The sequence below is a fragment of the Desulfuromonas sp. DDH964 genome, from assembly GCF_001611275.1.
Lineage (GTDB): Bacteria > Desulfobacterota > Desulfuromonadia > Desulfuromonadales > DDH964 > DDH964.
This window is the reverse complement of the sequence record NZ_CP015080.1, coordinates 3,307,797-3,332,670: the sequence shown is the minus strand read 5'-3', so window position 1 is coordinate 3,332,670 and position 24,874 is coordinate 3,307,797. Positions and strand designations below refer to the sequence as shown.

At 65.7% G+C, this 24,874-nt stretch carries 20 protein-coding genes; 10 read left to right on the top strand and 10 right to left on the bottom strand.

The window, feature by feature from the left end; translation table 11 throughout:
* Positions 1–78: 78 nt before the first annotated feature.
* Positions 79–1,002 (top strand): DMT family transporter, encoded by a 924-nt coding sequence (locus tag DBW_RS15230; RefSeq protein WP_066728584.1) that lies wholly within the window; start codon positions 79–81, stop codon positions 1,000–1,002.
* A 9-nt stretch (positions 1,003–1,011) separates the two neighbouring features.
* On the opposite strand, the gene DBW_RS15225 is transcribed toward DBW_RS15230, so the two are convergent.
* The 3 genes from DBW_RS15225 to DBW_RS15215 all read right to left on the bottom strand — a co-directional run bounded on the left by DBW_RS15225 (position 1,012) and on the right by DBW_RS15215 (position 3,679).
* The gene (locus DBW_RS15225; RefSeq protein WP_066728582.1) at positions 1,012–1,353 is read right to left on the bottom strand and encodes a DMT family protein; all 342 of its coding nucleotides are present in this window, start codon (positions 1,351–1,353) and stop codon (positions 1,012–1,014) included.
* Between the two features lie 103 nt (positions 1,354–1,456).
* Positions 1,457–3,181, bottom strand: coding sequence for a chorismate-binding protein (locus DBW_RS15220; protein WP_066728580.1), 1,725 nt, complete (start codon positions 3,179–3,181; stop codon positions 1,457–1,459).
* A 126-nt stretch (positions 3,182–3,307) separates the two neighbouring features.
* Entirely contained in the window at positions 3,308–3,679 is a 372-nt protein-coding gene (locus DBW_RS15215) for a response regulator transcription factor (RefSeq protein WP_066728579.1), read from the bottom strand.
* 193 nt (positions 3,680–3,872) lie between these two features.
* On the opposite strand from DBW_RS15215, the gene DBW_RS15210 reads away from it, so the two are divergent.
* Positions 3,873–5,507, top strand: coding sequence for an ABC-F family ATP-binding cassette domain-containing protein (locus DBW_RS15210; protein WP_066728578.1), 1,635 nt, complete (start codon positions 3,873–3,875; stop codon positions 5,505–5,507).
* A gap of 80 nt (positions 5,508–5,587) precedes the next feature.
* On the opposite strand, the gene DBW_RS15205 is transcribed toward DBW_RS15210, so the two are convergent.
* Positions 5,588–6,400 carry a PstS family phosphate ABC transporter substrate-binding protein gene (locus tag DBW_RS15205; RefSeq protein ID WP_066728577.1) on the bottom strand — a complete coding sequence of 271 codons (813 nt, stop codon included), beginning with the start codon at positions 6,398–6,400 and terminating at the stop codon, positions 5,588–5,590.
* A 213-nt stretch (positions 6,401–6,613) separates the two neighbouring features.
* On the opposite strand from DBW_RS15205, the gene DBW_RS15200 reads away from it, so the two are divergent.
* The 4 genes from DBW_RS15200 (at position 6,614) to DBW_RS15185 (ending at position 10,939) form a co-directional block, all read left to right on the top strand.
* Entirely contained in the window at positions 6,614–7,867 is a 1,254-nt protein-coding gene (locus DBW_RS15200; RefSeq protein WP_066728575.1) for an MFS transporter, read from the top strand.
* 1 nt (position 7,868) lies between these two features.
* Positions 7,869–8,777, top strand: coding sequence for an AEC family transporter (locus DBW_RS15195; protein WP_066728573.1), 909 nt, complete (start codon positions 7,869–7,871; stop codon positions 8,775–8,777).
* Positions 8,778–8,894: 117 nt separating this feature from the next.
* On the top strand, positions 8,895–9,722 hold the full coding sequence (locus tag DBW_RS15190) for a CvfB family protein (protein WP_066728571.1): 828 nt from the start codon (positions 8,895–8,897) through the stop codon (positions 9,720–9,722).
* Between the two features lie 53 nt (positions 9,723–9,775).
* Positions 9,776–10,939, top strand: coding sequence for a hypothetical protein (locus DBW_RS15185; RefSeq protein ID WP_066728566.1), 1,164 nt, complete (start codon positions 9,776–9,778; stop codon positions 10,937–10,939).
* Positions 10,940–11,019: 80 nt separating this feature from the next.
* On the opposite strand, the gene DBW_RS15180 is transcribed toward DBW_RS15185, so the two are convergent.
* The 4 genes from DBW_RS15180 to DBW_RS15165 are packed head-to-tail and all read right to left on the bottom strand — an operon-like array spanning position 11,020 to position 18,194.
* The gene (locus DBW_RS15180) at positions 11,020–11,841 is read right to left on the bottom strand and encodes an SDR family oxidoreductase (RefSeq protein WP_066728562.1); all 822 of its coding nucleotides are present in this window, start codon (positions 11,839–11,841) and stop codon (positions 11,020–11,022) included.
* Positions 11,838–12,752 (bottom strand): sensor domain-containing diguanylate cyclase, encoded by a 915-nt coding sequence (locus DBW_RS15175; RefSeq protein WP_066728561.1) that lies wholly within the window; start codon positions 12,750–12,752, stop codon positions 11,838–11,840. The genes DBW_RS15180 and DBW_RS15175 overlap by 4 nt, the downstream gene beginning before the upstream one ends.
* Before the next feature lie 4 nt (positions 12,753–12,756).
* Positions 12,757–15,534, bottom strand: coding sequence for an MASE3 domain-containing protein (locus DBW_RS15170; RefSeq protein ID WP_066728559.1), 2,778 nt, complete (start codon positions 15,532–15,534; stop codon positions 12,757–12,759).
* Positions 15,531–18,194 carry a PAS domain S-box protein gene (locus DBW_RS15165; RefSeq protein WP_066728557.1) on the bottom strand — a complete coding sequence of 888 codons (2,664 nt, stop codon included), beginning with the start codon at positions 18,192–18,194 and terminating at the stop codon, positions 15,531–15,533. The genes DBW_RS15170 and DBW_RS15165 overlap by 4 nt, the downstream gene beginning before the upstream one ends.
* 167 nt (positions 18,195–18,361) lie before the next feature.
* Here DBW_RS15165 and DBW_RS15160 point away from each other — a divergent pair, with 167 nt between their 5' ends.
* On the top strand, positions 18,362–19,399 hold the full coding sequence (locus tag DBW_RS15160; protein WP_066729875.1) for a GMP reductase: 1,038 nt from the start codon (positions 18,362–18,364) through the stop codon (positions 19,397–19,399).
* 68 nt (positions 19,400–19,467) lie between these two features.
* Entirely contained in the window at positions 19,468–22,104 is a 2,637-nt protein-coding gene (locus DBW_RS15155) for a cation-translocating P-type ATPase (RefSeq protein WP_066728556.1), read from the top strand.
* Positions 22,105–22,210: 106 nt separating this feature from the next.
* Here the strand turns inward: DBW_RS15155 and DBW_RS15150 are convergent, their stop codons facing one another.
* The gene (locus DBW_RS15150; protein WP_066728555.1) at positions 22,211–22,708 is read right to left on the bottom strand and encodes a ferritin-like domain-containing protein; all 498 of its coding nucleotides are present in this window, start codon (positions 22,706–22,708) and stop codon (positions 22,211–22,213) included.
* 166 nt (positions 22,709–22,874) lie between these two features.
* Here DBW_RS15150 and DBW_RS15145 point away from each other — a divergent pair, with 166 nt between their 5' ends.
* Positions 22,875–23,288, top strand: a complete 414-nt coding sequence (locus DBW_RS15145; protein ID WP_066728553.1) for a thiol-disulfide oxidoreductase DCC family protein — start codon at positions 22,875–22,877, stop codon at positions 23,286–23,288.
* Between the two features lie 95 nt (positions 23,289–23,383).
* Here the strand turns inward: DBW_RS15145 and DBW_RS15140 are convergent, their stop codons facing one another.
* Positions 23,384–23,905, bottom strand: a complete 522-nt coding sequence (locus DBW_RS15140; RefSeq protein ID WP_066728551.1) for a ferritin — start codon at positions 23,903–23,905, stop codon at positions 23,384–23,386.
* Positions 23,906–24,231: 326 nt separating this feature from the next.
* Here DBW_RS15140 and yihA point away from each other — a divergent pair, with 326 nt between their 5' ends.
* Complete coding sequence (gene yihA / locus DBW_RS15135) at positions 24,232–24,828, top strand: ribosome biogenesis GTP-binding protein YihA/YsxC (RefSeq protein WP_066728549.1); 597 nt, start codon at positions 24,232–24,234, stop codon at positions 24,826–24,828.
* Positions 24,829–24,874: the final 46 nt, after the last annotated feature.

Genomic DNA, 24,874 nt, shown 5'->3' with positions numbered 1-24,874 from the left:
GCGCCAAGGGCGATTCAATTCTGCTAAACTTGGCCGCAGTCCCCGCTCTCCCCCGATTCCGCACCGAAGCGATTGCCGATGCTGGTCTACCTCAAACTCCTCGCCACCATGCTCTTCTGGGGCGGCACCTTCATCGCCGGCCGCCTCCTCGCCGGGGTGGTGCCGCCACTGCCGGCGGCTTTTCTCCGTTTTGCCATCGCCTCGCTGCTGTTGCTGATCCTCCTCTACCGCCTGGAGGGGGGGCTGCCGCGCCTCGACCGCCGCCAGCTCGGGGCGGTGACCCTGCTCGGCCTGACCGGGGTCTTCGGCTACAACGTCTTCTTCTTCACCGGTCTGCAGACGGTGAGCGCCAGCCGCGCCGCCCTGATCATCGCCCTCAACCCGGTCGGCATCGCCCTCCTCTCGGCCCTCTTCGGCGGCGAACGCCTCACCCCGCGCCGCGCCCTCGGCATCGCCATCTCGGTAAGCGGAGCGCTGCTGGTGATCAGCAACGGCCACCTCGCCGGGCTTCTCGCCGGCGCTCTCGGCCGTGGCGAGCTGGCGCTGCTCGGCTGCGTCTTTTGCTGGGCACTCTACTCGGTCCTCGGTCGCCGCGCAATGCGCGGCCTCTCGCCGCTGGCGGCGGTGACCTGTTCCTCGGTCGCCGGCACCCTGCTGCTGGCGCCGCTGGCCGTCGCCAAGGGGGTGGTGACCGCCGCAGCCGGCTACGGCCTCCACGCCTGGCTCAGCCTCGCCTACCTCGCCCTCTTTGGCACCGTCCTCGGTTTCCTCTGGTACTACCAGGCGATCCACCGCCTCGGCGCGGTGCGCAGCGGCGTCTTCATCAACTTCGTGCCGGTCTGCGCCGTCGTCCTCGGCTATCTCCTCCTCGACGAGGCCCTCAGCGCCACCCTGTTGCAGGGGGGAGCGCTGGTCATCTGCGGCGCCTGGCTCACCAACCGCAGCGGGCGCCCGCCGGCGCTGGCCGCCGTCGTCACCCCCGAGCGCAACGACCCCGCCTGAAGATTTTTCTTAGCTGCGAAAAATGAAGAAGACCGCCCCGACCAGGCAGAGTCCGGCCCAGAGATAATCGAGCTTGAGGGGCTGCTGCATGTAGTAGAGGGCGAAGGGGATGAAGATCGAGAGGGTGATCACCTCCTGCAGGATCTTGAGCTGGGCGAGGCTCAGCTCGCCGTAGCCGATGCGGTTGGCCGGCACCTGCAGCAGGTACTCGAAGAGGGCGACCCCCCAGCTGACCAGGGCGGCGAGGTACCAGGCGCGGTGGCCGAGGTGCTTGAGGTGGCCGTACCAGGCAAAGGTCATGAAGAGGTTGGAGAGGACGAGGAGCAGGGTGGTCTGCAGGACGACGGGCATGGCGAGCCTCGCAGCAGGGGGCCGGGAGATCCGGCGCCGAAATCTTACGGCCGCTGGCGGGAGGAAATCAAGAGCTGTTGCGCGGGGCTTGCCGGCGAGCGTTTCAGGCGGGGAGAAGGCGGGCCGGGCGCCAGCCGCGTACCCCGTTGATCAGCCAGAGGCGCTCGGCCTGGCGCAGCTCCGCCAGCGTCACCACCCGCTCGCGAACCTCCCCCCGTTCCAGCAGCTGGCGGCGCAGGGTACCGGCGAGCAGGCCGCAGGCAAGAGGCGGGGTGACGTGCTCGCCGTTAAGCTCCAGCACCAGGTTGGCAGTGCAGGCCTCGGTCAATTCGCCGCGCCGGTTCCAGAGCAGCACCTCGTCGGCGGCGGGAGCATCCTGGCGTGCTTCCTCGTAGGTGGCGCGCCAGGTTGTCTTGTGGAAGAGGAAGGGGTCGTCGGCATCGACGGGGCGGGCGGCGATGGCCAGGCGCAACGGCTCGTCGCCCGGCGCTGCCAGCAGCTCGGCAGTAGTTTCGAGACGGCCGTCGGCGTGCAGCAGCAGCCGCACCTTGTGCGGACGCCGGGGGAGGTTCTCCACCGCCGTCGCGAGGGCGGCGCGCCAGGCCGCGGGGTGGCAGGGATAGTCAAAATAGTCGGCCGAATCGCCGAGCCGTTCGAGGTGTTCCGTGAGGAGCCAGAAACCCTCCTCTGGGGTCCAGCGCAGCGATTCGAGGAGGGCGAAGGCGCGCCGCGGTGCGCTGAGAATGCGCGCCTTGTCGAGACACTCGCGGTACTCGGCGGCGCTGCGCGAGTCCCAGGTGATGCCGGCGCCGACCCGATACTCGACGCTGGCGGCGACGCGGTCGATCAGCGCGGTGCGGATGGCGACGGAAAAACGGGCGCGGCCACCGGGGGCGAGATGACCGATCGCCCCGGTGTAGACCCGCCGCGGTTCCCCTTCGAGGTCGGCGATGATCCGCATCGTGTTCAGCTTGGGCGCGCCGGTGATCGAAGCGCAGGGGAAGAGGGCGCCAAAGAGCTCCGCCAGGGAGGCGTCGCTGCGGGTGGTGGCGCTGCTGGTCAGCTGCCAGAGGGTCGGGTAGCGCTCCAGGCGGAAGAGCTCGGGGACCGTCACCTTCCCGCCGAGACGGGCGAGGTCGTTGCGCAGCATGTCGAGGATCATCAGGTTCTCCGCCCGGTCCTTGACCGAGTCCTGCAGGGCGGCGCCCCGGGCCCGATCCTCCGCCGCGCTGCGGCCGCGGCGGGCGGTCCCCTTCATCGGCCGGGTGAGGATCTGGTCGCCGTCGCGGCTGAAGAAGAGCTCGGGGGAGGCCGAGCAGACGACGAAGCGGCCAAGATCGAGATAGGCGGCCTGCCCGGCCTGCTGCCCCTCGACCAGGGCACGAAAGAAGTCCCAGGGGGCGCCGGCGAAGGCGGCGCGCAGCGGGAAGCTGAAGTTGACCTGGTAGGTGGCGCCGCGGGCGATCGCTTCGTGAATCGTCGTCACGGCGGCGGCGAAGGCGGCCGCGTCGAGGCCGGGCTGCCAGGTGTGGGGGAGGAGCGCCGGGGCGGCTGGTTCCAGTGTGATCGGTTGCGGCGCGCCATACAGGCCGAACCAGAGGAGCGGAAAATCGGCGTCGGGATGGACCGTGCAGGCGGGGTCGAGCCCGGCGGCCGACTCGTAGGCGACCATGCCGACGGCATGCAGCCCCTCATGGACCGCCGCGGCGACAGCATCGAGGGCGGGCAGAACATGGTCGGGATGGTCGGCGCTGATCACCCGCAACGGGGCGGAAAAGCCGAGCCAAGTGTCCTGCGCGGGGTCGAAGATGACGGCGGAGTAGGCCATGGCGGTCCGGTTCCGGCACGGGGAGCAGGGGTTGAAAGACGCCCGATCTTCCTAGCACAAACGGCAGGACAAGACCAGTCAAAAGCCCGGGTTGGAGAGACGGATCGCTGTCGTTGCGGGAAGGGGTCAGGCGGCGAGAAGGCTGCGGATGGTCCGGACCAGGTTGGCGGCGGAGAAGGGTTTGGGGAGATAGCCGTCGGCGCCCGCCATGGCGGTGAGGGTGCGCAGCTCGACTTCCTCCTTGGAGGACATCAGCAGGATTGGAATATCGCGGCTGCGCTCACGGCTTTTCAGGGCCTTGGCCTTCTTGGTTCCCGACATCAGCGGCAGCATCACGTCGAGGAGGATCAGATCCGGCGGCCGCCTGGCGTAGATCAGGTGATTGGAGTAGACCGCGCAGTCGCAGGTGGAAACCCGGAAGCCGGCCTCCGCCAGGTAATCCTTGACCATCTCCAGGGTGACGGGGCAATCGTCGATGACGACAATGTGACGGGACATTCAGTTTCTCCTATATGAAACAGTGTTTGAAATATACGGTAAGTGCCAGGGGGAGTCCAGTTAAAAATATTCAATCAGCCGCACCGAATTTCTCCCAGTTTTCTCGGCGCTTCCGGCGGCCGCCGGTAGTTTGCCCTTGCCGGGAGTGGCCGGAGCATGGTAACTGTGCGGGACTTTTTTCCTGGAGCTCTGCATGATTCATCTCACCAACATCACCCGCCAGCATGGCGCCCGCGTCCTCTTCAAAAACGCCAGCTTCCAGATCACCCCCGGCAGCCGCAGCGGCCTGGTCGGCCCCAACGGCGCCGGCAAGACCACCATCTTTCGCCTGATCACCGGCGAGGAGCCCCTCGACGGCGGCGAGATCAGCTGCAGCAAGAAGACGGTGATCGGCTACTTCTCCCAGGATGTCGGCGAGATGGCCGGCCGCAGCGCCCTCGCCGAGGTAATGGCAGCCTCCGCGCGCACCATGGAGTTGGGGGAAGAGATCCGGGCGATGGAAGCGCAGATGTGCGAACCGCTGGACGACGACGTCCTTGCGGCGTTGCTCGAAAAGTACGGGGACGCCCAGGAGGAGTTCGAGCACCGCGGCGGCTACGATCTCGAAAACCGCGCCCAGGCGGTGCTGACCGGTCTCGGTATCGGCCCCGACGACTACGTCCGGCCGGTGGAGAGTTTCAGCGGCGGCTGGAAGATGCGCATCGCCCTCGCCAAAATCCTGACCATCAACCCCGATGTCCTCCTCCTCGACGAGCCGACCAACCACCTCGACGTCGAGTCGATCGTCTGGCTCGAGAACTGGCTGGCGACGGAATTCAAGGGGGCGCTGGTGATGACCAGCCACGACCGCGACTTCATGAACCGGCTGGTGACGCGGATCATCGAGGTCGCCGCCGGCACCATCACCACCTATGGGGGGAACTACGACTTCTACCTGCGCGAGCGGGAGGTGCGCCGCGAGCAACTGCTCGCCAGCCACCGCCGCCAGCAGGAGATGCTCGCCAAGGAGGAGGAGTTCATCAGCCGCTTCGCCGCCCGCGCCAGCCACGCCGCCCAGGTGCAGTCGCGGGTCAAGAAGCTCGACAAGATCGAGCGCATCGAGATCCCGGCCGAGCAGAGGACGATCAGGTTCGAGTTCGCCGAGGCGCCGCGCTCCGGCGACGACGTCGTTCGGATCGAGAACCTGGCCAAGGTCTGGGCGCTGCCGGACGGGCAGGAAAAACCGGTCTTCTCCGGGGTCTCCGGGCTGGTGCGGCGCGGCGAGAAGATCGCCGTGGTCGGCGTCAACGGCGCCGGCAAGTCGACCTTTCTCAAGTGCCTCGCCGGCCAGACCGAGCCGAGCGGAGGCAGCGTGACGATTGGCGCCAGCGTCAATCTCGGCTACTTCAGCCAGCACTCGATGGACCTGCTCGACCCGAAGCGGACCGTCTTCGAAACGGTGCAGGAGGCGATGCCGATGGCCTCCATCGGCGTGGTGCGCAACCTCTGCGCCGCCTTCCTCTTCTCCGGCGACGACGTCGACAAGCGCATCGACAAGCTTTCCGGCGGCGAGAAGAGCCGGGTGGTGCTGGCGATGCTGCTGGCGCGCCCCCTGAACCTGCTGATCCTCGACGAACCGACCAACCACCTCGACATCCAGTCGCGCGAGGTTCTGCTCGAAGCGCTGCAGGGTTATACTGGGACGGTGCTGCTGGTCAGCCACGATCGCCACTTCCTGCGTTCGCTGGTCGGCCGGGTCTTCGAGATCGATCATGGCCGCATGCTCTCCTATGAGGGGGATTACGACTATTACCTGCACAAGAGCGGTCGCGACGCCTGGGCGGTCTGAGCCAAAACGGCCCGAGGCCGGAACCGTGGGTTATCGGTTCCGGCCTCGGGCCAGGTTGATCGGTGCGGGCGGCGGGTCGTTCAGCGACCGAGGGGAACTCCGCCGGCGGCGCTGATGATCGGCGCTGCGGCCGGCGCACTGACAAATTCGACAAAGGACTGCAAGGTCCCCTTGCGGTTGGCCTCCTTGAAGACCAGGGCGAGGGTGTTGACGACCGGGTAGTCCGGGAAGGTGGCGAGCCGGCCATCGAGACTCAGTACCTTGACATTCTGGTTGCGGGCGACATCCAGGGGACCGAAGCCGATGGCGAGGGGCGTCGTCTCGACCGCCTCGAACATCAGGGGGGTTTTCTCGGTGAGTATCGCCCGCTCGGTGATGGCGAGATCCTTGAAGGCGGGGAGGCTCTTCTTCAGAGTACTTAAGGAACTGTCGCCCTCTTCGCGGCGGACCACGGCAATCGGCGCATCGGGTCCGCCTACGGTTTTCCAGTTGTCGATCGCCCCGCGATAGATGGCCGCGGCCTGGTCACTGCTGAGGTTCTGCACCGGCAGGACGGGGTTGACGAAAAAGACCACCGGAATCCGTGCAAACGGGAGATAGGTGAGACCGTACCCCTGCTCCTTCTCCTTGATGGTCCGGGCGACGCGGCCGAGGGCCGCCTCGCCTTCACCGACCGCCTTGATACCACCGCTGGAACCGATGCTCTCGGGGATGGTGATGGTGGTACCCGGGTGAAGCCGCTCGAAGGCCGCGCCGAGGGCTTTAAGAATTTTGACCCCGTCACCGGTGCCGACGATAGCCAGCTCTTCCGCCAAAGCGCGGCTGCCTCCGCCAAACAGAGTCAGGGCGAGGACCAGAAGGACCAGGTTCAAACCACGCGCAGTACGTTTCATGCAAGATGCTCCTGTAAAGGTTTTCGCCGGCGAATCACGATATTGGGAAGCGCAGGCGATCGTTTCAGGCAACCCCTTGTCGGGGCCGCGCCCGCTATTTCGTGGGCAAATGAGCAGGAATCGTACCGTTGGCACCGCCATGAGTGAAACCGTTTTTTCAATCTGAATGACCGCACGGCTTACTCCCTGAAGAACGCCGTGCCCCGAGATCCCATGTCCGCAAACCGCCGCCACCCGCTTTTTCCCTGCCATTACGGCTGGGTCATCGTTCTCACCGGGGCGTTGACTCTCTTTGCCTGCCTCGGCCTGGCCCGTTTTGCCTTTGGCATGCTGCTGCCGGCGCTGCGCAGCGGTCTCGGTCTCGGTTTCGACGAGATGGGTTTCATCAGCACCGGCAACTTCGCCGGCTACCTGCTGTCGGTTGCCGTCACCCCCTGGCTGCTGCGGCGCAGCGGGCCGCGGCTGTTGATCACCTGCGGGCTGCTGCTGATCGCCCTCTGCATGGTCGGCATCGGCCGCAGTGAGGGGCTGGTCACCGTCGTCCTCCTCTATGCCCTGATCGGCGTCGGCAGCGGCTTTGCCAACATTCCGGTGATGGTGCTGGTCTCCCACTGGTTTCGCCGCCAGCAACGGGGACGGGCCGCCGGGCTGATGACGATGGGGAACGGCGTCGCCATCGTCGCTTCGGGGCTGGTCATCCCCCTCCTCAACGGCGGGTTCGGCATCGACGGCTGGCGGATCAGCTGGTATTTGATCGGCGGCCTCACCCTCGGTGTGGCCCTGCTCGCCGCCCTGCTTTTGCGCAATGACCCCGCCGCCCTCGGGCTGGAACCGGTGGGAGAAAAGCGTGACCTGCCGGAGAGTCTGGTTGCCGGCAGCGAACCGCCCCATCCCGGACGCCTGCTCGGTCTGCTCGGGCTCCTCTACCTGGTCTTCGGCATCACCTACATGGTCTACGGCACCTTCATCGTCACCACCATGGTCGTCGAGTACGGTTTTGCCGAGGCCAGGGCCGGCCTCTTCTGGTCCTGGGTCGGGGCCTTCAGCCTCGTCTCGGGGGTCGGTTTCGGCATCCTTTCCGACCGCATCGGCCGCCGGCGCGGGCTGGCGACGGTCTTCATCATCCAGACCGCCGCCTACCTGCTCGCCGGGTCGCATCTCGGCACCGCCGCGCTGCTGCTGTCGGTGCTCCTCTACGGCATTGCCGCTTTCGCCATCCCGACCATCATGGCGGCGGCGGTGAGCGATTATTTCGGGCTCTCGCGGGCGGCGAGCGCCTTTTCGACCGTCACCCTCTTCTTTGCCGTCGGCCAGGTCTTCGGCCCGGGCGCAGCCGGCCTTCTGGCCGAGGCCTGCGGGACCTTCACCGTCAGTTTCCTCCTCTGTGGCCTTCTTACCGGTAGCGCCGCGCTGCTCGCCATGCGCCTCCCCGGGGTCGGCGCCAACGGCGGGGAAGGGGGGCGCTAGGATGGAAAACTTTATCCTGATCGGGCTCTTTGTCGGTCTCGGCATGCTCTTCCGGCGGCTCCCCGCCTTCCCCAAGGAGTCGAGCCAGGTCCTCAACATGTTCGCCCTCTATGTTTCGCTGCCGGCGGTGATCCTGCTGCAGGTGCCGAAGCTGACCTTCTCCGGCGAGGTCCTGGTGGCTGCGGTGGCTCCCTGGGGGATGCTCCTGGTCTCGGCGGCGCTGGTGCTGCTGGCGGCGCGCAGTTTCGGCTGGCCGCGGCCGGCGACCGGGGTGCTGCTGCTGGTGGTGCCGATCGGCAATACCTCCTTCATGGGGGTGCCGATGGTGAGTGCCTTTTTCGGCGCCGCCGGGCTCCCCTACCTGATCGTCTACGACCAGTTCGGTACCATGGCGATCTTCGCCACCTACGGGGCGGTGATCCTCGCCCTTTACGGCGGCGAGGGGGCGGTCAGCCTTGCCACCGTCGCCCGGCGGGCGCTCTTCTTCCCGCCGACCCTGGCGCTCCTGGCCGGCCTGGCCCATCGCCCCTGGCCCTATCCGGCGCCGCTGGTCAGCATCCTCCAGGGGATCGCCGCGACCCTGACCCCCCTGGTCATGACTGCGGTCGGTTTCCAGTTGCGGCTGCGGTTGCGGCCGACCCTGGTCGCCCCCCTCGGCTTCGGTCTCGCGGTGAAGCTGCTGCTGGCGCCGCTGATGGCCCTCTTCGTCTGCCGGCTGCTCGGCATGCACGGTATGGCGGTCGACGTCTCGGTTTTCGAGGCGGGGATGCCGCCGATGGTCACCGCCGGCGCCCTGGCGGTCGCCGCCGGCCTCGAACCGGACCTCGCGGCCGCCCTGGTCGGTCTCGGCATCCTCGCTTCCTTCGCCACCCTGCCGCTTCTTTACGGGGTGCTGCAGCTTTTTGCCTGAGCGATTGCAGCAAAGCGCTTTGGCATCCGGCCGCTCCTGTGGCAAACTGGGCAAAGACTCCGGCGTCTCCGCGCTGACTCCATCCTTCAGCTACTGGCCCCGGCCAGGAGGAAACCTATGCTTCACCTCGGCAAGACCCAGACCCTGACCATCTCCCACCTCGACCAGCGCGGCGCCTGGCTGGCGGCAGGTCCGGTGCTGGTGCTGCTGCCGAAAAACGAACTGCCGGCCGCTGCCCGTCCCGGGGATAAACTGAGTGTCTTCGTCTTTGGCGAAATCGCCGGGCAGGCGATGGCAACCCTGCGCCGGCCACGGGCCGAGGTCGGCGAATTCGCCCTCTTTCCGGTCAGCCAGGTCAATCCCCACGGGGTCTTTCTTGACTGGGGGATCGGCAAGGAACTGCTGGTGCCGCGCAGCAAACAACCGAAGCAGCTCGGCTCCGGCGACAGCTGCATCGCCCGGGTCGAACTCGACCGCGCGGGGCGTCCCTTCGCCAACGGCCGCATCGAGCAGCTTCTGGAACCGGCCGGCCCCGAGCTGAAGCCCGGCCGCAAGGTCAAGCTGCTGCTCTGGGCCTTCACCGACCTCGGCGCCAAGGTGATCGTCGAGCATCGCTATTCCGGGCTCCTCTACCGCGCGGAACTCCTCCCCGGGATGGTGCCGGGCGCGCTCTTCGACGGCTTCGTCAAGACCGTGCGCGCCGACGGCAAGCTCGACGTCACCCTGCGACGCGGCGGCAGGGAAGAGCTGGAGGAGGCACGCAAGGCGCTGCTGGCGGCCCTCGCCGGGTGCGACCTGCTGCCGCTGCATGACAACAGCCCGCCGGAGGCGATCCGGGCCCGGCTGGGGATGAGCAAAAAGCTGTTCAAGAAGGCCCTCGGCGGGCTATACAAGGCCGGCCTGGTCGAGCTGGTCGAGGGGGGCATCCGGCGCAAGAGGTGCTGAAGCGCCGGCCGGTGACGCTGCGTCCGGGCATTTCGGGAAAGGATTGGGAAGAGATGGCGATTCGGCTCGGCGATCTGCTACTGCAGGAAAAGCTGATTACTACGGCGCAACTGGAGGAGGCCCTCAAGTACCAGGTCATCTTCGGCGGCAAGCTCGGCACCAACCTGATCGAGATGGGCGCCATCGACGAGGCAACCATTACCCGGGTTCTGAGTCGCAAGTTCGGGGTGCCGGCGGTCGATCCGGACGAACTGCTGCAGATTCCGCCGCAGGCGCTGCAGGTCCTGCCGCGGGAGCTGGCGGAGAAGTACCGGGTTGTGCCGCTGCGGCTCAACAACCGGCGCCTGGCGCTGGTGATGACCGACCCCTCCGACCTCAAGGTTCTCGACGAGATCGCCTTTCGCACCGGCTGCATCATCCAGCCGCTGGTCGCGACCGAGTTGCGCATCGTCCATGTCCTGGAGCAGGCCTACGGCATTCCCCGGGAGCGCCGTTATATCAACGTGCTGCCGGAAATGGGGGGCGGCAACCGACCTTTCGGCGCCAAGCCCGTCGCCCCACCCGCACCGCAACCCAAGCCGCAACCCGCAGCGGTTCCGGTGGTCGAAATCCCCGATCTCGAAGCCCCTGTCGAGGAGGAGATCGTCGAGCTTGCCGCCGCCGACGAACTGATCGAAGTCCCGCCGGTCCCGCCGGTCCCGCCGGCCCCGGTGCCGCCCCCGGAAGTGCCGCCGGCGCCGGTTACCCTGGGCGAGGAGCTGATCGCGGCGCGCAACCGCGACGATATCCTCGACGCCATGGCCCGCTTTCTCGGCGGAGAGTTTCTTTACTCGGCCATCCTCCTGGTGCGCGGTGAGGTCGCCTTGGGGTGGAAGGCGACGGCCAGCGCCCGGGAGGTCCCCGGCTTCGGCGATCTCGAAATCCCCCTCGACGAAGCGTCGGTCCTCAAGACTGTGGCGGAGACCCGCGGCTACCATCTCGGCCCGCTGCCACGCACCCCCTTCAACTCGATGTTTCTGCAGGGGATGGGGGGGAGAGTGCCGGAGCGGGCGCTGCTGGTTCCGCTGTTGATGATGGGCAGGGTGGTGGCGATCCTCTACGTCGATGCCCCCGGGATCGAGCTCGGGCCGTTGCTCCCCGAGTTGCAGAAGCTGACCGCCAAGGCGGCGATGGCCTTCGAAATTCTCGTGTTGCAGAACAAGATTCTCAGTCTTTAGGCCGGGGCTTGCGCTGGGCAGATGCAAAAAGGGGACAACCGCCGGTTGTCCCCTTTTTGCGTCTCGTGGACCGGATGGGGTCAGTCGAGAAAGAGGTCGGGGATGAGCGGCGTTCCCGGGGCAACGGCGTAGCGCTCGAAGTCGGTCCTGCCGGCCGCGGCAAGCACCTCTTCGTCGATGAAGAAATTACCGCTGCACTCCCGGCTGTTGCGGGTGAGGATCTGGTGGGCGGCGTCGGCAAGAATCTCCGGGGTGCGGCAGGCGGCGGGTGGCACCCGGCCGCCGAGCATCGCCAGCGCCGCGGTGGCGATCACGGTGCGCGGCCAGAGGGCGTTGACGGCGATGCCGATTTTGGAGAACTCTGCGGCCAGGCCGAGGACGCAGAGGCTCATGCCGTACTTGCTGAGGGTGTAGGCGACGTGGTCCTTGAACCAGCGCGGGTTGAGATTGAGCGGCGGCGACATCGTCAGGATATGGGGATTCTCGGCCTGGCGCAGATGAGGCAGGCAGGCCTGGCTGCAGAGGAAGGTGCCGCGGGTGTTGACCTGGTGCATCAGGTCGAAGCGCTTCATCGGTACCGCATCGGTGCGGGCGAGGTAGATGGCGCTGGCATTGTTGACGAGAATGTCGATGCCGCCAAAGTGCTGCGCCGCCTGCGCCACCGCCGTCACGACCTGCTCCTCCTCGCGGATGTCGACCTGCAGCGGCAGGGCCTGGCCCCCCGCCGTCTCAATCTCTTCGGCCGCCGAGTAGATGGTGCCAGGGAGCTTGTCGCGCGAACGCACTGACTTGGCGGCGATGACGATATTGGCGCCGTCGGCGGCGGCGCGCAGGGCGATCGCCTTGCCGATGCCGCGGCTGGCGCCGGTGATGAAGAGGGTTTTGCCGGCGAGACTTTTCATGGGGAGACTCCTTCCAGCGTGACCCGGTTGCGGCCATTCTGCTTGCTCTGGTACATGAGGGCGTCGGCGCGCTCCAGCACGCTCTCCACCGTATCGCCGGGGACGGCGAGGGCGGCGCCGACGGACACTGTGACCCGCAGCACCTCCATCGCCGTCGGCAGTCCCGACTGCTCGATCATCGAACGGTAGCGTTCCGCAATGCGTTGCAGGGAGGTGCGATCGACGTTGGCGAGGACGGCGACGAACTCCTCTCCCCCCCAACGGCCGACCACATCGAAAGAACGCGCACAGCCGGCCAGGGTCTTGGCGGTCATCTTCAGGACCGCGTCACCGGTCTCGTGGCCATAGCTGTCGTTGAAGCTCTTGAAGTGATCGATGTCGAAGAAGAGGACGCCGAAGGGCCAGCCGTAGCGGCGCTGCTCCTCCAGGCGGGAGTGGAGAGTGATCTCAAGAAAACGCCGGTTGGCCAGGGCCGTCAGCGGATCGAGAAAGGCGAGTTCCTGCAACTCCTCGATCTGCTGCCGGGCGGCGTTCTGGCTGCTGTTGTCGCTGAAGATCTCCACCGCCCCGACGATCGCTCCCGCTTCGTCGTGAATCGGCGACACCCGCACCAGGACCGGCACCCGCTGGCCGTCGGCGTGGTGCATGAAAACCTCCGCCTGCCGTTCGTTGCCGTCCGCCATCGTCGCCGCCAGCGGGCAGCCGTCGAGGCAGAGGAGCTTGCCGTTGTCGTCCATGTGGACCAGGAGGTTGTCCCGGCAGCTCTTCCCCAGTACCAGGTCGGCCGAATAGCCGCTCAGCCGCTCGGCGCCGCGGTTCCAGTAGGTGATGATCCGGTCCCGGTCGACGAAATAGACCCCGTCGTAGAGGTTGTCGAGGAGTTGGCGGAAGAAGGGGTGATGATCCTGCATAGTGTCACCTTTCCAGGCGGTCGGGCAAAGGACGATCGAGCGCCTGCCGCACCTTCAGCAGCAGATCCTTGGGAGCGATCGGTTTGGCGATGAAGCCGGCGCCGGCCGCCGCCAGCTCGGCCTGGCGGGTGCCTTCCGGCGGATAGCCGCTCATGAAGAGTGCCTTCATCTCCGGCTGGAGGCGGCGGATCGCCTGGAACGTCTCCCAGCCGTTCTGTTTGGGGAGGACCATGTCAAGGAGACAGAGCCCGATCCTGGCGCCATGTTGGCGGCAGAGGTCGATGGCCGCGACGCCGTCCGCGGCCGCCAGGACCGTGTAGCCGGACTCTTCGAGGATGATCGTCAGCAGCTGCCGCATCACGGCCTCGTCATCCATCACCAGGACGGTTTCCTGCCCCCGCGGAGGCGCAGCGTCCGGCAGCGCTGCCGGCGCTTCGGTCGCCGGGTCGAGCAGCGGGAAGTAGAGGCGGAAGATGGTGCCGCGCCCCGCTTCGGAGTAGCAGTTGATATAGCCCTGATGCTGTTTGATGATGCCGTAACTGACCGCCAGGCCCAGACCGGTCCCCTTGCCGACCTCCTTGGTGGTAAAGAACGGCTCGAAGATGTGCTGCCGGACCGTCTCCTCCATCCCTGCGCCGGTATCGGCGACGGTCAGCAGGGCGTAGCGTCCCGGCGAGCCGAAGCCGTGGAGCCGGGTGAAGTCGGCGTCGAGGTGGATGCTGGCGGTCGTCACGCTGAGGGTGCCGCCGTCGGGCATGGCGTCGCGGGCGTTGGTCGTCAGGTTGAGAAGGACCTGCTCGATCTGGCCGGCATCGGCCCGGATCGTCAGCTGCTCCTGCGTCAGATCGAACTGGAAGGCGATCTCCACCCGGATCAGCCGGCGCAGCATCTTCTCCAGGCCGCGAATAATGCCGTTGAGGTCGACCGGCCGCATATCGATGGGACCCTTGCGGCTGAAAGTGAGCAGAGAGCGGGTCAGGACGGCGCCGCGCTCCGCCGCCGCCAGAATCTGCACGGCGTGGCCGTGCAGGGGGTGGTCCGTCTCCAGGTGTCTCTCCAGCAGGCTGGCGAAGCCGATGACCGCCGTCAGGATGTTGTTGAAGTCGTGGGCGATGCCGCCGGTGAGAGTGCCGACGGCCTCCAGCTTCTGTGCATGGCGCAGCTGGTTCTCGAGGTTTTTGCGGTCGGTGATGTCCTTGGCGATCGCCGAGGCGCCGGCGATCGCGCCGGCCGCGTTGCGGATCGGTGATACCGTCAGGGCCACGTCGAGGCGCCGCCCATCCTTGGCGATGCGCACGGTCTCGACATTCTCTATCCGCTCACCCCGCTCGACCCGGGCCAGAATCGCCGGCATCTCGTCGGCGGCGTCCGGGGGCGCCAGCAGACTGACGGAGCGGCCGAGAACTTCGTCGGCGGTATAGCCATAAAGGTTTTCCGCTCCCCGGTTCCAGCTGACGATCGTCCCCGCCAGGGTCTTGCCGATGATGGCGTCGTGGGACGATTCGACGATCGCCGCCAGAAAGGCCCGCTCCGCCTCCGCCTCCTTGCGCGCGGTGATGTCTGTCACCATCCCCTCGAAATAGGGATCCTTGACGCCGTTGCGTGCCAGGCGGAGGTTGAGGGAGACCGTGATCGGCGCGCCATCTCGGCGCCGGAAACGGGTTTCGAAACCGCGCACCACCCCAGCGGCGTCGAGGCTGGCAAGCAAGCGCCGCCGGTCGGCGGGGTCGAAGTAGAGCTGTCCGCCGATATCCTCGATCTCCCGGATCAGTTCCTCGGGGCTGCCATAGCCGAGCATCGTCGCCAGGGCCGGATTTGCCGCCAGGAAGCGCCCCTCCCGGGTAGTCTGGAGGATCCCTTCGATCGCCTGGTCGAAAATGGTCCGGTATTTCGCCTCGGCCCGGGTCAGCTCCCGGGTTCGCTCTGCCACCCGCAGCTCAAGCTCGGCATTGGCGGCGGCGAGGGCCGCTTCGCTCTGCTTCAGGCTGCGGAAGATCAGATCAAAGGGGCGTACCAGCCCGGTCTGGATAATCGCCCGGTAGACGAGATAGAAGGAGGCGATCTTGAAGATATGGCCGACCAGGTTGGAGAGGCCGTAGACGCTCACATAGAAGGTGAAGGCGAGTTCCGCGCCGATGGTCAGCAGGATGGAACCGGCCAGCAGCTGAAAGACATCCCGGGTGAATTCCTGCCGGCGCCGCCAGAGCAGGACCAACCCGCCGGCCAGCAGCAGGCTGATCAGGTATTCGCTGCCGATCTTGAAGGGGGTGAGACCGCGGCCCACGACAAAGCAGTCGGGGAAGAGCCCGGGGCGGCTGAGCGCCCAGAAGAGCAGGGCGGTGAGCAGGGCGTAAACCGCCAGGACCTGCCGCTGCGGCAGGCGTCTGCCGATGAAAAAGGCCGCGGCGACCAGGGATGCGCTTTGCAGGTAACGGGCCGCGATCCAGAGCTGGGTCGGCAGGTTGGGGTCGCCGCCGGAAAAGACCCCCATCCCCTGGTAGGCGAGGGTGTGGACGAGATCGATGGCGCCGATGAAGAGGTAGGCGATGCCGATCAGGAGGAGGTAGCCGTTGGTCAAAAAGCGCCGGGTATGCCAGGCGATGGTAAAGGTGCCAAAGGCGACCAGAATGCTGAAGAGCTCGGCGAGGCTGTGAAACAGGAGGTAGTTGAAGCGGCTTGTCAGGTAGAGACCGGCGCTGGCCGCAAGGGCGATAAGCAGGGGGGCGGCTTCAAGACGCAGGCCGGAGCCGGCGATGGCCAGTTCTTCCGTTGCGGCATTCATCGGTCGAGAACCTCACGGACCTTCCGTAGCAGGTCGTGGGGGCGCATCGGTTTCTGGATGAAATCGAGCTCCGGGTCGACGACGCCGTGACGGTGGATGATGTCGGCGGTATAGCCGCTGATGAAGAGGACCCGCAGGTCGGGGACCAGCCGGAGCATCTCGTCGCGGACTGCCTTGCCGTTGAGTTTCGGCATCACCACGTCGAGGATCGCCAGGTCGATCTCCTGCCGGTGCGAGCGGAAGAGCTCCAAAGCCTCTTCGCCATCGGTGGCAGCGAGGACCCGGTAGCCGAACTGGGTCAGGACCTCCGTCGCCAAGGAGCGCAGCAGGGTATCGTCGTCGGCGACCAGGATCGTCTCGCTCCCACCGGGAAGCGTCGCTTCCAGAACCTCATGCGCAGGCGCAAGGGGTTCTTCACTGGTGCAGGGGAGGTAGATATTGAAGGTGGTTCCGGCCCCCGGCTCGCTGTAGACGTTGAGATAGCCCCCGTGCTGTTTGACGGTGCCGTAGACCATCGCCAGGCCGAGACCGGTCCCCTTGCCGACCTCCTTGGTGGTGAAAAAGGGCTGGAATATCCGGCGCTGGGTCTCCTCGTCCATGCCGATGCCGGTATCGGAAAAGGAGATCAGGGCGTAGGCGCCGGGTTCGCCGAAGCCGTGGGAGTGCCGGAAGGCTTCATCCAGGGTTGCCTGCCGGGTTTCGATGGAGATCACCCCGCCGGTCGGCATCGCATCCCGGGCATTGGTCGCCAGGTTCATCAGCAGGTGTTCGAACTGGCCGCGGTCGGCGCGGACCACCAGGGGTTCCGGAGCCAGGATGGTGCGCAGCTCGATGTTTTCGCTGATCACCCGGCGCAGGAACCCTTCGATCTTGCGGATGGCTGCGTTGAGTTCTATCGGCTCCAGGTCGATGACCTGCTTGCGGCTGAAGGCGAGCAGGCTCTGGGTCAGCTCAGCGGCGCGATTGGCGGCGGCGAGGATCTGGCTGGCGTTGTGGCGGAGGGGGTGCTTTGCCTCCAGCTTCATCTCGAGGAGGGAAGCATAACCGATGATGGCGGTGAGAATGTTGTTGAAGTCGTGGGCCACCCCGCCGGCGAGCTGTCCCACCGCCTCCAGCTTCTGCGCCTGCTGCAGCTGTCGCTCCAGGTCCTTGCGCTCGGTGATCTCCTCCTTGATGGCGATGTAATGGGTAATGGCGCCCTGCGCATCCTTGACCGGGGCGATAGTGGTCGCATCCCAGAAGAGGGTGCCGTCCTTGGCGCGGTTGAGAAATTCCCCCTGCCAGACCTGGCCGGCGGTGATGGTTTCCCACAGCCGCTGATAGTCCCGCTCCGGGGTGCGCCCCGACTTGAGAAGGCGCGGGGTCTGTCCGCGCGCCTCGGCGGCGCTGTAGCCGGTAATCTCGCTGAACCTGGGATTGACGAACTCGATGCGACCCTGGGCATCGGTGATGAGGATGGCGACCGGGCTCTGGTTGATGGCAGTGGAGAGCTTGCGCAGCTCCATCTCGGCCGCCCGGCTGGCGGTGATATCCCGGGAGGTGATGGAGATCCCGCTGAGGGCCCCGGCCAGGTCGGGAAGGGGGGAGAGGGTGAGGGCGACCCAGATCGGGCGCCCCTCCTTGTGCCGGCGTTCCGCGATGTAGTTGTCGATCACCTCGCCGGCCTCGATGCGCGCGATCAGCGCGGCGTATTCATCGCCGCTCGCCGGCGGGAGGAGGAGGGAGACGGGCTGACCGAGCACCTCGGCGGCTTTGTAGCCGTAGATTTTTTCCGCGCCGGGATTCCAGCTGAGAATGGTCTGGTTCAGGTCGATGGCGAAGATGGCGTCGTTGGAGGCGCGGATGATGGCGGCGAGGAATTTCTCCCGCTCCGCCGCCTGCGCCCATTCCTGGACCTGGCGGCGGCCGCGGAGCCAGAAGCCGCCGAGCAGGGCCATGCCGAGCAGCCAGATCAGGCCGAAGGAGAGACTGAAGCTGGTCAGTCCCTCCCGTTCGATGGCGAGGTACGGGGCGAGGGGGATGGAGACCGACAGACCGCCGCGGATATCGCCGACCCGGTAGCCCTGCCGGGCATGGCACTTCAGACACCCTTGCTGGGTGATCATCGGTTTCATAAGCCGCAGGAAGGGCTGCCCCTCGATCTCGCTGACCCGGGTTACCTCGGTGGCGCCGTTGGCAAAGGCCGCAAGCGCCTGGCGTTCCCAGGGGTCGGGAGCATTGATCGGGTTGAGCGGGTCGAGGCTGGTCAGATGGCCGCGCACGCCGTACAGCTCCTGGTACTGGCTCATCGCCTGGCGCATGATGTAGGCGGGGTTCATCAGGGTGAGCCGGCGTCCGTCGGGGAGGTCGATGTCCCGGTGGGGGAGGTGGCTCAGGTAGGGGTTGGGGGGGGTCTCCTCGGTAACCGGAACGTAGACCCCGCCGTGGCCGGTCGCCCAGAAACGGAAGGACTGGTCCTTGTTGAAGGTGGCCAGGGCTTCGAGGCGGGCATGGTCCAGGGTGTTCGCTTTTTCAATGTGGATGCTCCAGGCCAAGAAGCCGGCGCAGAGGAGGGAGAAGACGAGGCCGAAGAGGAGGCAGCGCCGGCCGTGCCGGCGCAGGGCCCGCAGGCGGAGCGATTTACTCTTCGGGGTCGTTCCGGCCGCCGGCGCAACGGGCATGCACTCCTCCTTGGAACGGAATTGTACCAGCCCCCCAGCGGAAAGCTTAGCCGGCAGCCGGGGAGAGTCAAGCGCCTCGCCGGGAGTGCTGCCGGGAGCTGTCCTGTCATCCCTTTCCTGTTAGACTTCTCCTGACCTTTCCCCTTTTCCCCCAGGAGATGATCGCGATGCGTGTCGAAAGCGATGTCAAGCTCGGTTTCAAGGATGTCCTGATCCGTCCCAAGCGCTCGACCCTGGCCAGCCGGGCCGCGGTCGATCTCGAGCGCAGCTTCACCTTTCTGCACAGCCGCCGCGAATGGCGCGGGGTGCCGCTGATTGCCGCCAATATGGATACCGTCGGCACCTTCGAGGCGGCGGCGGTCCTCGCCCGTCACGGCCTGCTCACCGCCATTCACAAACACTACCCGGTCGCCGCCTGGGACGATTTCCTCGCCGGGCAACCGGCCTCGATCTTTCAGCGGGTGATGGTCAGCACCGGCTCCGCCGAGGCCGATTTCGCCCGGCTGCAGGAGATCCTGGGGCGCCACCCGCAGCTCGAATTCATCTGCATCGATGTCGCCAACGGTTACGCCGAGAGCTTCGTCGCCTTTGTCCAGAAGGTTCGCAGCACCTTTCCGGAGCAGACGATCGTCGCCGGCAATGTCGTCACCGGCGAGATGGTCGAGGAACTCCTCCTCTCCGGTGCCGATATCGTCAAGGTCGGCATCGGCCCCGGCTCGGTCTGTACCACCCGGCTCAAGACCGGGGTCGGCTACCCGCAACTGTCGGCGGTGATCGAGTGCGCCGACGCCGCCCACGGCCTCGGCGGGCGCATCATCGCCGACGGTGGCTGCACCTGTCCCGGTGACGTCGCCAAGGCTTTCGGCGGCGGCGCCGATTTTGTCATGCTCGGTGGCATGTTCGCCGGCCACGATGAAAGCGGCGGCCAGGTCATCGAACGGGGGGGGCAGACCTTCAAGCTCTTCTACGGCATGAGCAGCGCCACCGCCATGGAGAAGCACGCCGGCGGTATCGCCGAGTACCGCTCTTCCGAGGGGAAGACGGTGGAGGTCCCCTATCGCGGCCCGATCGAGGAGACGGTCCGGGATATTCTCGGTGGCCTGCGCTCGGCCTGCACCTATGTCGGCGCCGGCGCGCTGCGCGAGCTCTCCAAGCGCACCACCTTCATCCGCGTCGTCGAGCAGGAGAATCGCAGCTTTTCCTGATCGCCGCCGCGTCAATCGTTCCGGGAGGTGCCTGGCCCGCCCGCGAAAAAAGGAGCACGAGGGAAACGATGGACTATTACCGGCAGTCGGTCGATGAAGTGGTGGCGCAGTTGCAGACCACGGCGGCAGGGCTCACCACGGAAGAAGCCCGGCGGCGGCTCCAGCATTGCGGTCCCAACCGCCTGGAGACGACCTCGACACTTCGCCCCTTGATTCTCTTTCTCAACCAGTTCAAGAGTTTCATCATCTATATCCTGCTCTTTGCGATGCTCTTCGCGCTGGTGATCGGCGAGTATGTCGATACCGCGATCATTTTCGCCATCCTGCTGGCGAACGCCCTGATCGGCTTTTTCCAGGAACTGAGCGCCCATCGCTCCCTCGACGCACTGAAGAAGATCAGTACCCTTCAGGCAACCGTATTGCGCGACGGCCAACTGCGCCGTATCAACGCCGCCGACCTGGTTCCCGGCGATATCGTCGAACTGGCTGCCGGGGACAAGGTCCCGGCCGACCTGCGGATCGTGACCGCAACCCGGCTGCAGGTGGAAGAGTCGACCCTGACCGGCGAAAGTGTACCGGTCGAAAAAAATAGTCAAGCCCTTGAGCAGGAAGCGCCACTCGGCGACCGCCATAACCTCCTCTTCTCGGCGACCACGATCGCGGCCGGTCATGCCCGGGCGGTGGTGATCGCCACCGGCATGGCGACCGAGCTGGGCCGGATTGCGACCCTGGTCCGCGAGTCGGGGGAGGAGCAGACCCCGTTGCAGCGGCGCCTCGACCAGTTCGGGCGCAAGTTGGGTTTCGCCATTATCGGCATCTGTCTCCTCGTCTTCTTCCTCTCCTTCTTCAAGGCCTATCTAGCCGGTGCGTTGAGCGCGGAGGTGAGTGTCGCCTTTATCTTCGTCGCCATCAGCCTGGCGGTGGCGGCGGTACCGACGGCCCTGCCGGCGGTGGTGACCATCGCGCTCAGCATCGGCGTCAAGCGCCTGCTGGCGAAAAAAGCGCTGGTGCGCAACCTCGCCGCGGTTGAGACCCTGGGGAGCTGCGACGTCATCTGCACCGACAAAACCGGGACCCTGACCGAAAACCAGATGACCGTCCGCCATGCCTGGACCCTGGCCGGCGAGGTGACTTTTGCCGGCTCGGGGTATACGCCGGAAGGGGAGGTGACCGGGCCGGTGGCTGAGCGTCTGCTGCGCTGCGGCCAGCTCTGCAACAATGCCAGCCTCTTTGTGGAGGAGGGGCGCTGGCTGATCAGCGGTGACCCGACCGAGGCCGCGCTCCTGACCAGCGCCGCCAAGGCCGGTGTCGCCGTCGATGCCCGGCGCCGCGATGAGCTCCCCTTCGATTCGGATCGCAAGCGGATGAGCGTGCGCGTTCTTCTGGCGGCGGAGGGGGAGGAACTGGTCCTCACCAAGGGCGCCCTCGACAGCGTTCTCGCCCGCTGCAGCACGATTCTCGTTGGCGACGAGACGGTGCCGCTGACACCCGAGCATGTGGCGGCGATCGAGGCGCAAAATGAGCACTATGCCGCCAGCTCCCTGCGGGTGCTCGCTTTTGCCGAAGGGCGCCTCGCCGCCGATGACCCGCTTTTGGAAGAAGGCCTCACCTTTCTCGGCCTGCAGGCGATGATCGATCCGCCCCGTCCCGACGTGATCGAGGCGATCACCCGCACCCGGCAGGCGGGGATCCGGGTGATCATGATTACCGGCGACTATGGCGAGACGGCGCGGGCCATCGGTCGGGAGATCGGTATCGAAGGCGATTTGCTGCGCGGGAACGAGGTCGAATCCCTCGACGAGGCAGGTCTGAGAGCGGCGTTGCAGGGGGGAGTGAACCTCTTCTCGCGGGTCAGTGCCGAGCACAAGCAGCGGATCGTCGCCGCCCTGCAGGCGCTGGGGCACACCGTCGCCATGACCGGCGACGGTGTCAATGACGCCCCGGCCCTGAAAAAGGCGAATATCGGTGTCGCGGTGGGTAGTGGCACCGAGGTGGCCAAGGAAGCGGCCGACTTCGTACTCCTCGATGACAGCTTCACTCACATCGTCAACGCCATCGAGGAGGGGCGCGGCATCTACGACAACATCCAGAAATCGATCATGTTGCTCTTGTCGGGCAATCTCGGCGAGGTGCTGATCATCTTCCTGGCGACCCTCTTCGGCATGAACCTCCCCCTGACCGCGATCCTGCTATTGTGGATCAACCTGGTGACCGATGGCGCCCCGGCCCTCGCCTACAGCGTCGATCCCTACGGCAGGGAGATCATGCGGCGGCCGCCGAAATCCCGCAACGAGGGGATCCTGCCACTTCCCCGCCTCGCCCTGCTTGGTCTCCTCGGTCTCATCGGCACCGCCATCGCGCTCGTCCTTTTCGCCCATTTCGGGGGGAATTCTGCCGATCCCCAGGCCCTGGTGCATGCCCAGACCGTGGTCTTCAATTTCGTTGTCCTCTACGAGGTGATCCTGACTTTTGTCATTCGCGCCGGGTACCAGGTCCCCTTCTGGACCAACCGCTGGATCTGGGCCGCCGTTCTCCTCTCCGTGGTCCTGCAGGGGCTGCTGATGTACACCCCGCTGGCGGCCGTTTTTCGGATCGTCCCCCTCACCGGGGCCGAACTTGCCGAGCTTCTGACCGGGGGGATCCTCTTCGCGATGATGGCCTTTCTTTGTCAGGCGGGGGTGCGCCGGTGGCTGGGCGCGGCGTGAGGAGGACTTTACGTTGCCGATGGGGCAGGCGGGGGGGGGAGGGACTGCAAAGGAAAAGAGAGGTCCGCCTTTCCGGTGACTGCGAAAGGCGGACCGATGTTGGGAACTATTCGCGGACGAAGGTGTCGATATCGGTTTCGTGTACCATTCCCATCAGCCGGGCGTACTCGGACTCGATGAGGAGGTAGTGGTTGTGGGTCGACTTGGCGTTGGCCTCGTAGACCGCCCGCACTTCGGGGTCGGCAATCTTTTCTGCCATGCTGCGCAGATGTTTTTCGAGCTGCTGTTCCTTTTCCATGGCGAGCTCCATCGCCTTGCGCTCGTCGAGGGTCGGCAGCAACTGGCGCTCCTTGGCGCCGAGCCAGTCCGAATCGTCGCTCACATCCGTTTTGATGAATTCCTCGAAGCTGCCGAGGCCGGCCCCCTTGTAGACCTTGAAGAACCAGTCGGCGTGCTCGCGCTCCTCCCGGGCCAGCAGTTCGAAGGTCTTGACCGCTTCCGGGTCCTTCATGTGGCGCGCACAGTGGGTGTAAAAGTCCATGGCGTTCTTTTCGGTCTGGATCGAGCGGCGCACCGCCTCCTGTACATCAATTTTGTCCGACATCCAAAATTCTCCTTTGTTGGATTGAACCGTCATGGTTGGCCTGAGGAAAGTTCAGAAAAGGTAGCCGATTCAGCGGCTGGTTGTCAACCTGCCAGAGCCGTTCCGGCGGTTGCTGCTAGAATGAAATGGAAACCGGCAAGTCGGTTCCCCGAGGAGATGGAGCACAATGAAAGCGAGGCCGGAATTCCCCTTGAGCGTTTTTTATGATGGCTCCTGCCGCGTCTGTTCCCGGGAAATTGATCACTACCGGAACCTGGAGCACGGCGGCAAGCTGATCTTTGTCGATATCAGCGCCCCTGATTTCGAGCCGGCCCTTTACGGCCGGAGCCGCCGGGAGTTCATGGTGCAGATGCATGTCCGTGACGCGGGCGGACGCTACTTTCTGGGCGTCGACTCCTTCCCGGCGATCTGGGAGGCGTTGCCCGGCCCCGGCTACCATCGGCTCGCGAAATTGATCCGCCTGCCGGGGATTCACCTGCTGGCGACCCTCGGCTACAGGCTCTTCGCGCGACTGCGGGTTTACCTGCCCCGTCGCCGTGATTGTGGCCAGGGGCATTGCGACATCGGTCATTCGCGCTGAGGAACCCGGATCGGGGCCGGAACAGGCTGCCTCCCCTGAATACGAGAGGGGCGACCTGTCGAGGTCGCCCCTCCCGTTTTCGTTCTTGGCCCCGGTCAGGCGCCAGCGCCGGCCGCAGCCGGCGGGACGAAAACCCGCTGGCCCAGTTCCTGGTCGAGGAGCAACAGGCCGCGTCCGTCCCCTTCGACACGTTTCAGCTTGCGGATGATCAGGGAGAAGTTGGACTCCTCCTCGACCTGCTCGGTGACGAACCATTGCAGCATGATCTGCGCCGCATGGTTGCTCTCGGCCTTGGCCAGGTCCATGAGTTTGTTGATGCTGTCGGTGACGAACCGCTCATGTTCCAGGCCGTATTCAAAGGCTTCGAGGGGCGACTTGAAGTCATTGCGCGGGCCGGCGATCGGCAGCAGGTTGGTGCGGCTGTTGACATCACAGATGAAATTGAAAAAACGTTCGCCGTGGGTCATTTCCTCCAGGGCCTGAACCCGCATCCAGGTGGCGAACCCGGGCAGATCCTCGGCCTGGAAATAGCCCGCCATCGCCATGTAGAGATAGGCCGAGAAGAATTCGTTCTTCATCTGTTCGTTCATCGCATCCTGTAGCTTGGTACTAAGCATTTATGCCTCCATGATGAGCGTTACGGCTGGTGAAGTGGCTGCCCGATTTATATCACGGTGCGCCGTTTTGTCCAGTTGCCGACTTCTCTTGGCGAGGGATGGAACGGGCTCCGATGAGGAGCAGCGGGCAAACGCTGATTGGCGTTGATCTGGAAAAAATAACGGAATGACCCTTGAGTTTGGTTGCAGATGCCCTGGAATCTTACCCGAGGTCACCCGTTTCAACGCTTCCCTCGCGTCGGGCTCCATGCTAGCATAGCGGCGAGAGATACTAAAGTTCGGAATCCCCGCCGCCCACCTTTTCCTTTTCCCAGCCAGGACCTCGCGTGCAGATTAAATCGACCGAATTCTTGAAAAGCTGTACCGCTCCCGGCCATTATCCCGAGGCGCTCTGGCCGGAGATCGCTTTCGCCGGGCGCAGCAATGTCGGCAAGAGCAGCCTGATCAACACCCTCCTCAACCGGCGCGCGCTGGTCCGTACCTCCTCCACGCCGGGGCGCACCCAGTTGCTCAACTTCTTTCTCGTCAACGGCGAGCTCGGCCTGGTCGACCTCCCCGGCTACGGCTTTGCCAAGGTGCCGATGGCGGTGCGCAAGGATTGGGGGCCGATGGTGCGGACCTACCTTGAGACCCGTTCCTGCCTGCGGGCGGTCGTTCTGCTCTTCGATGTGCGCCGGGTCCCCTATGGGGAAGACCTGCAGCTTCTCGACTGGCTCGAGGAGTTCGGCGTGCCGACTATCCCGGTGATCACCAAGGTGGACAAGATCAGCCGCGGCCAGCGCGCCCGCCAGCTCGCGCCGATCTTCGCGGCGACCGGTCTGCCGGCCGACGCCTTCACCCTCTTCTCAGCCAAGACCCGCGAAGGTCGGGATGAGATCTGGCAACGCCTCGGCGTCGCCCTGGAAGAGGCCGGCAAGGAGTAGCCAGCTCGTCTTTGGTATTCCCGTTGACAGGCTCTGCGCGCCTCTG

What these genes read in the sequence shown, in the direction of transcription:
- DBW_RS15230 (WP_066728584.1), top strand. Translation starts at nt 79, where the DNA reads ATGCTGGTCTACCTCAAACTCCTCGCCACCATGCTCTTCTGGGGCGGC.
- DBW_RS15225 (WP_066728582.1), bottom strand. Translation starts at nt 1,353, where the DNA reads ATGCCCGTCGTCCTGCAGACCACCCTGCTCCTCGTCCTCTCCAACCTC.
- DBW_RS15220 (WP_066728580.1), bottom strand. Translation starts at nt 3,181, where the DNA reads ATGGCCTACTCCGCCGTCATCTTCGACCCCGCGCAGGACACTTGGCTC.
- DBW_RS15215 (WP_066728579.1), bottom strand. Translation starts at nt 3,679, where the DNA reads ATGTCCCGTCACATTGTCGTCATCGACGATTGCCCCGTCACCCTGGAG.
- DBW_RS15210 (WP_066728578.1), top strand. Translation starts at nt 3,873, where the DNA reads ATGATTCATCTCACCAACATCACCCGCCAGCATGGCGCCCGCGTCCTC.
- DBW_RS15205 (WP_066728577.1), bottom strand. Translation starts at nt 6,400, where the DNA reads ATGAAACGTACTGCGCGTGGTTTGAACCTGGTCCTTCTGGTCCTCGCC.
- DBW_RS15200 (WP_066728575.1), top strand. Translation starts at nt 6,614, where the DNA reads ATGTCCGCAAACCGCCGCCACCCGCTTTTTCCCTGCCATTACGGCTGG.
- DBW_RS15195 (WP_066728573.1), top strand. Translation starts at nt 7,869, where the DNA reads ATGGAAAACTTTATCCTGATCGGGCTCTTTGTCGGTCTCGGCATGCTC.
- DBW_RS15190 (WP_066728571.1), top strand. Translation starts at nt 8,895, where the DNA reads ATGCTTCACCTCGGCAAGACCCAGACCCTGACCATCTCCCACCTCGAC.
- DBW_RS15185 (WP_066728566.1), top strand. Translation starts at nt 9,776, where the DNA reads ATGGCGATTCGGCTCGGCGATCTGCTACTGCAGGAAAAGCTGATTACT.
- DBW_RS15180 (WP_066728562.1), bottom strand. Translation starts at nt 11,841, where the DNA reads ATGAAAAGTCTCGCCGGCAAAACCCTCTTCATCACCGGCGCCAGCCGC.
- DBW_RS15175 (WP_066728561.1), bottom strand. Translation starts at nt 12,752, where the DNA reads ATGCAGGATCATCACCCCTTCTTCCGCCAACTCCTCGACAACCTCTAC.
- DBW_RS15170 (WP_066728559.1), bottom strand. Translation starts at nt 15,534, where the DNA reads ATGAATGCCGCAACGGAAGAACTGGCCATCGCCGGCTCCGGCCTGCGT.
- DBW_RS15165 (WP_066728557.1), bottom strand. Translation starts at nt 18,194, where the DNA reads ATGCCCGTTGCGCCGGCGGCCGGAACGACCCCGAAGAGTAAATCGCTC.
- DBW_RS15160 (WP_066729875.1), top strand. Translation starts at nt 18,362, where the DNA reads ATGCGTGTCGAAAGCGATGTCAAGCTCGGTTTCAAGGATGTCCTGATC.
- DBW_RS15155 (WP_066728556.1), top strand. Translation starts at nt 19,468, where the DNA reads ATGGACTATTACCGGCAGTCGGTCGATGAAGTGGTGGCGCAGTTGCAG.
- DBW_RS15150 (WP_066728555.1), bottom strand. Translation starts at nt 22,708, where the DNA reads ATGTCGGACAAAATTGATGTACAGGAGGCGGTGCGCCGCTCGATCCAG.
- DBW_RS15145 (WP_066728553.1), top strand. Translation starts at nt 22,875, where the DNA reads ATGAAAGCGAGGCCGGAATTCCCCTTGAGCGTTTTTTATGATGGCTCC.
- DBW_RS15140 (WP_066728551.1), bottom strand. Translation starts at nt 23,905, where the DNA reads ATGCTTAGTACCAAGCTACAGGATGCGATGAACGAACAGATGAAGAAC.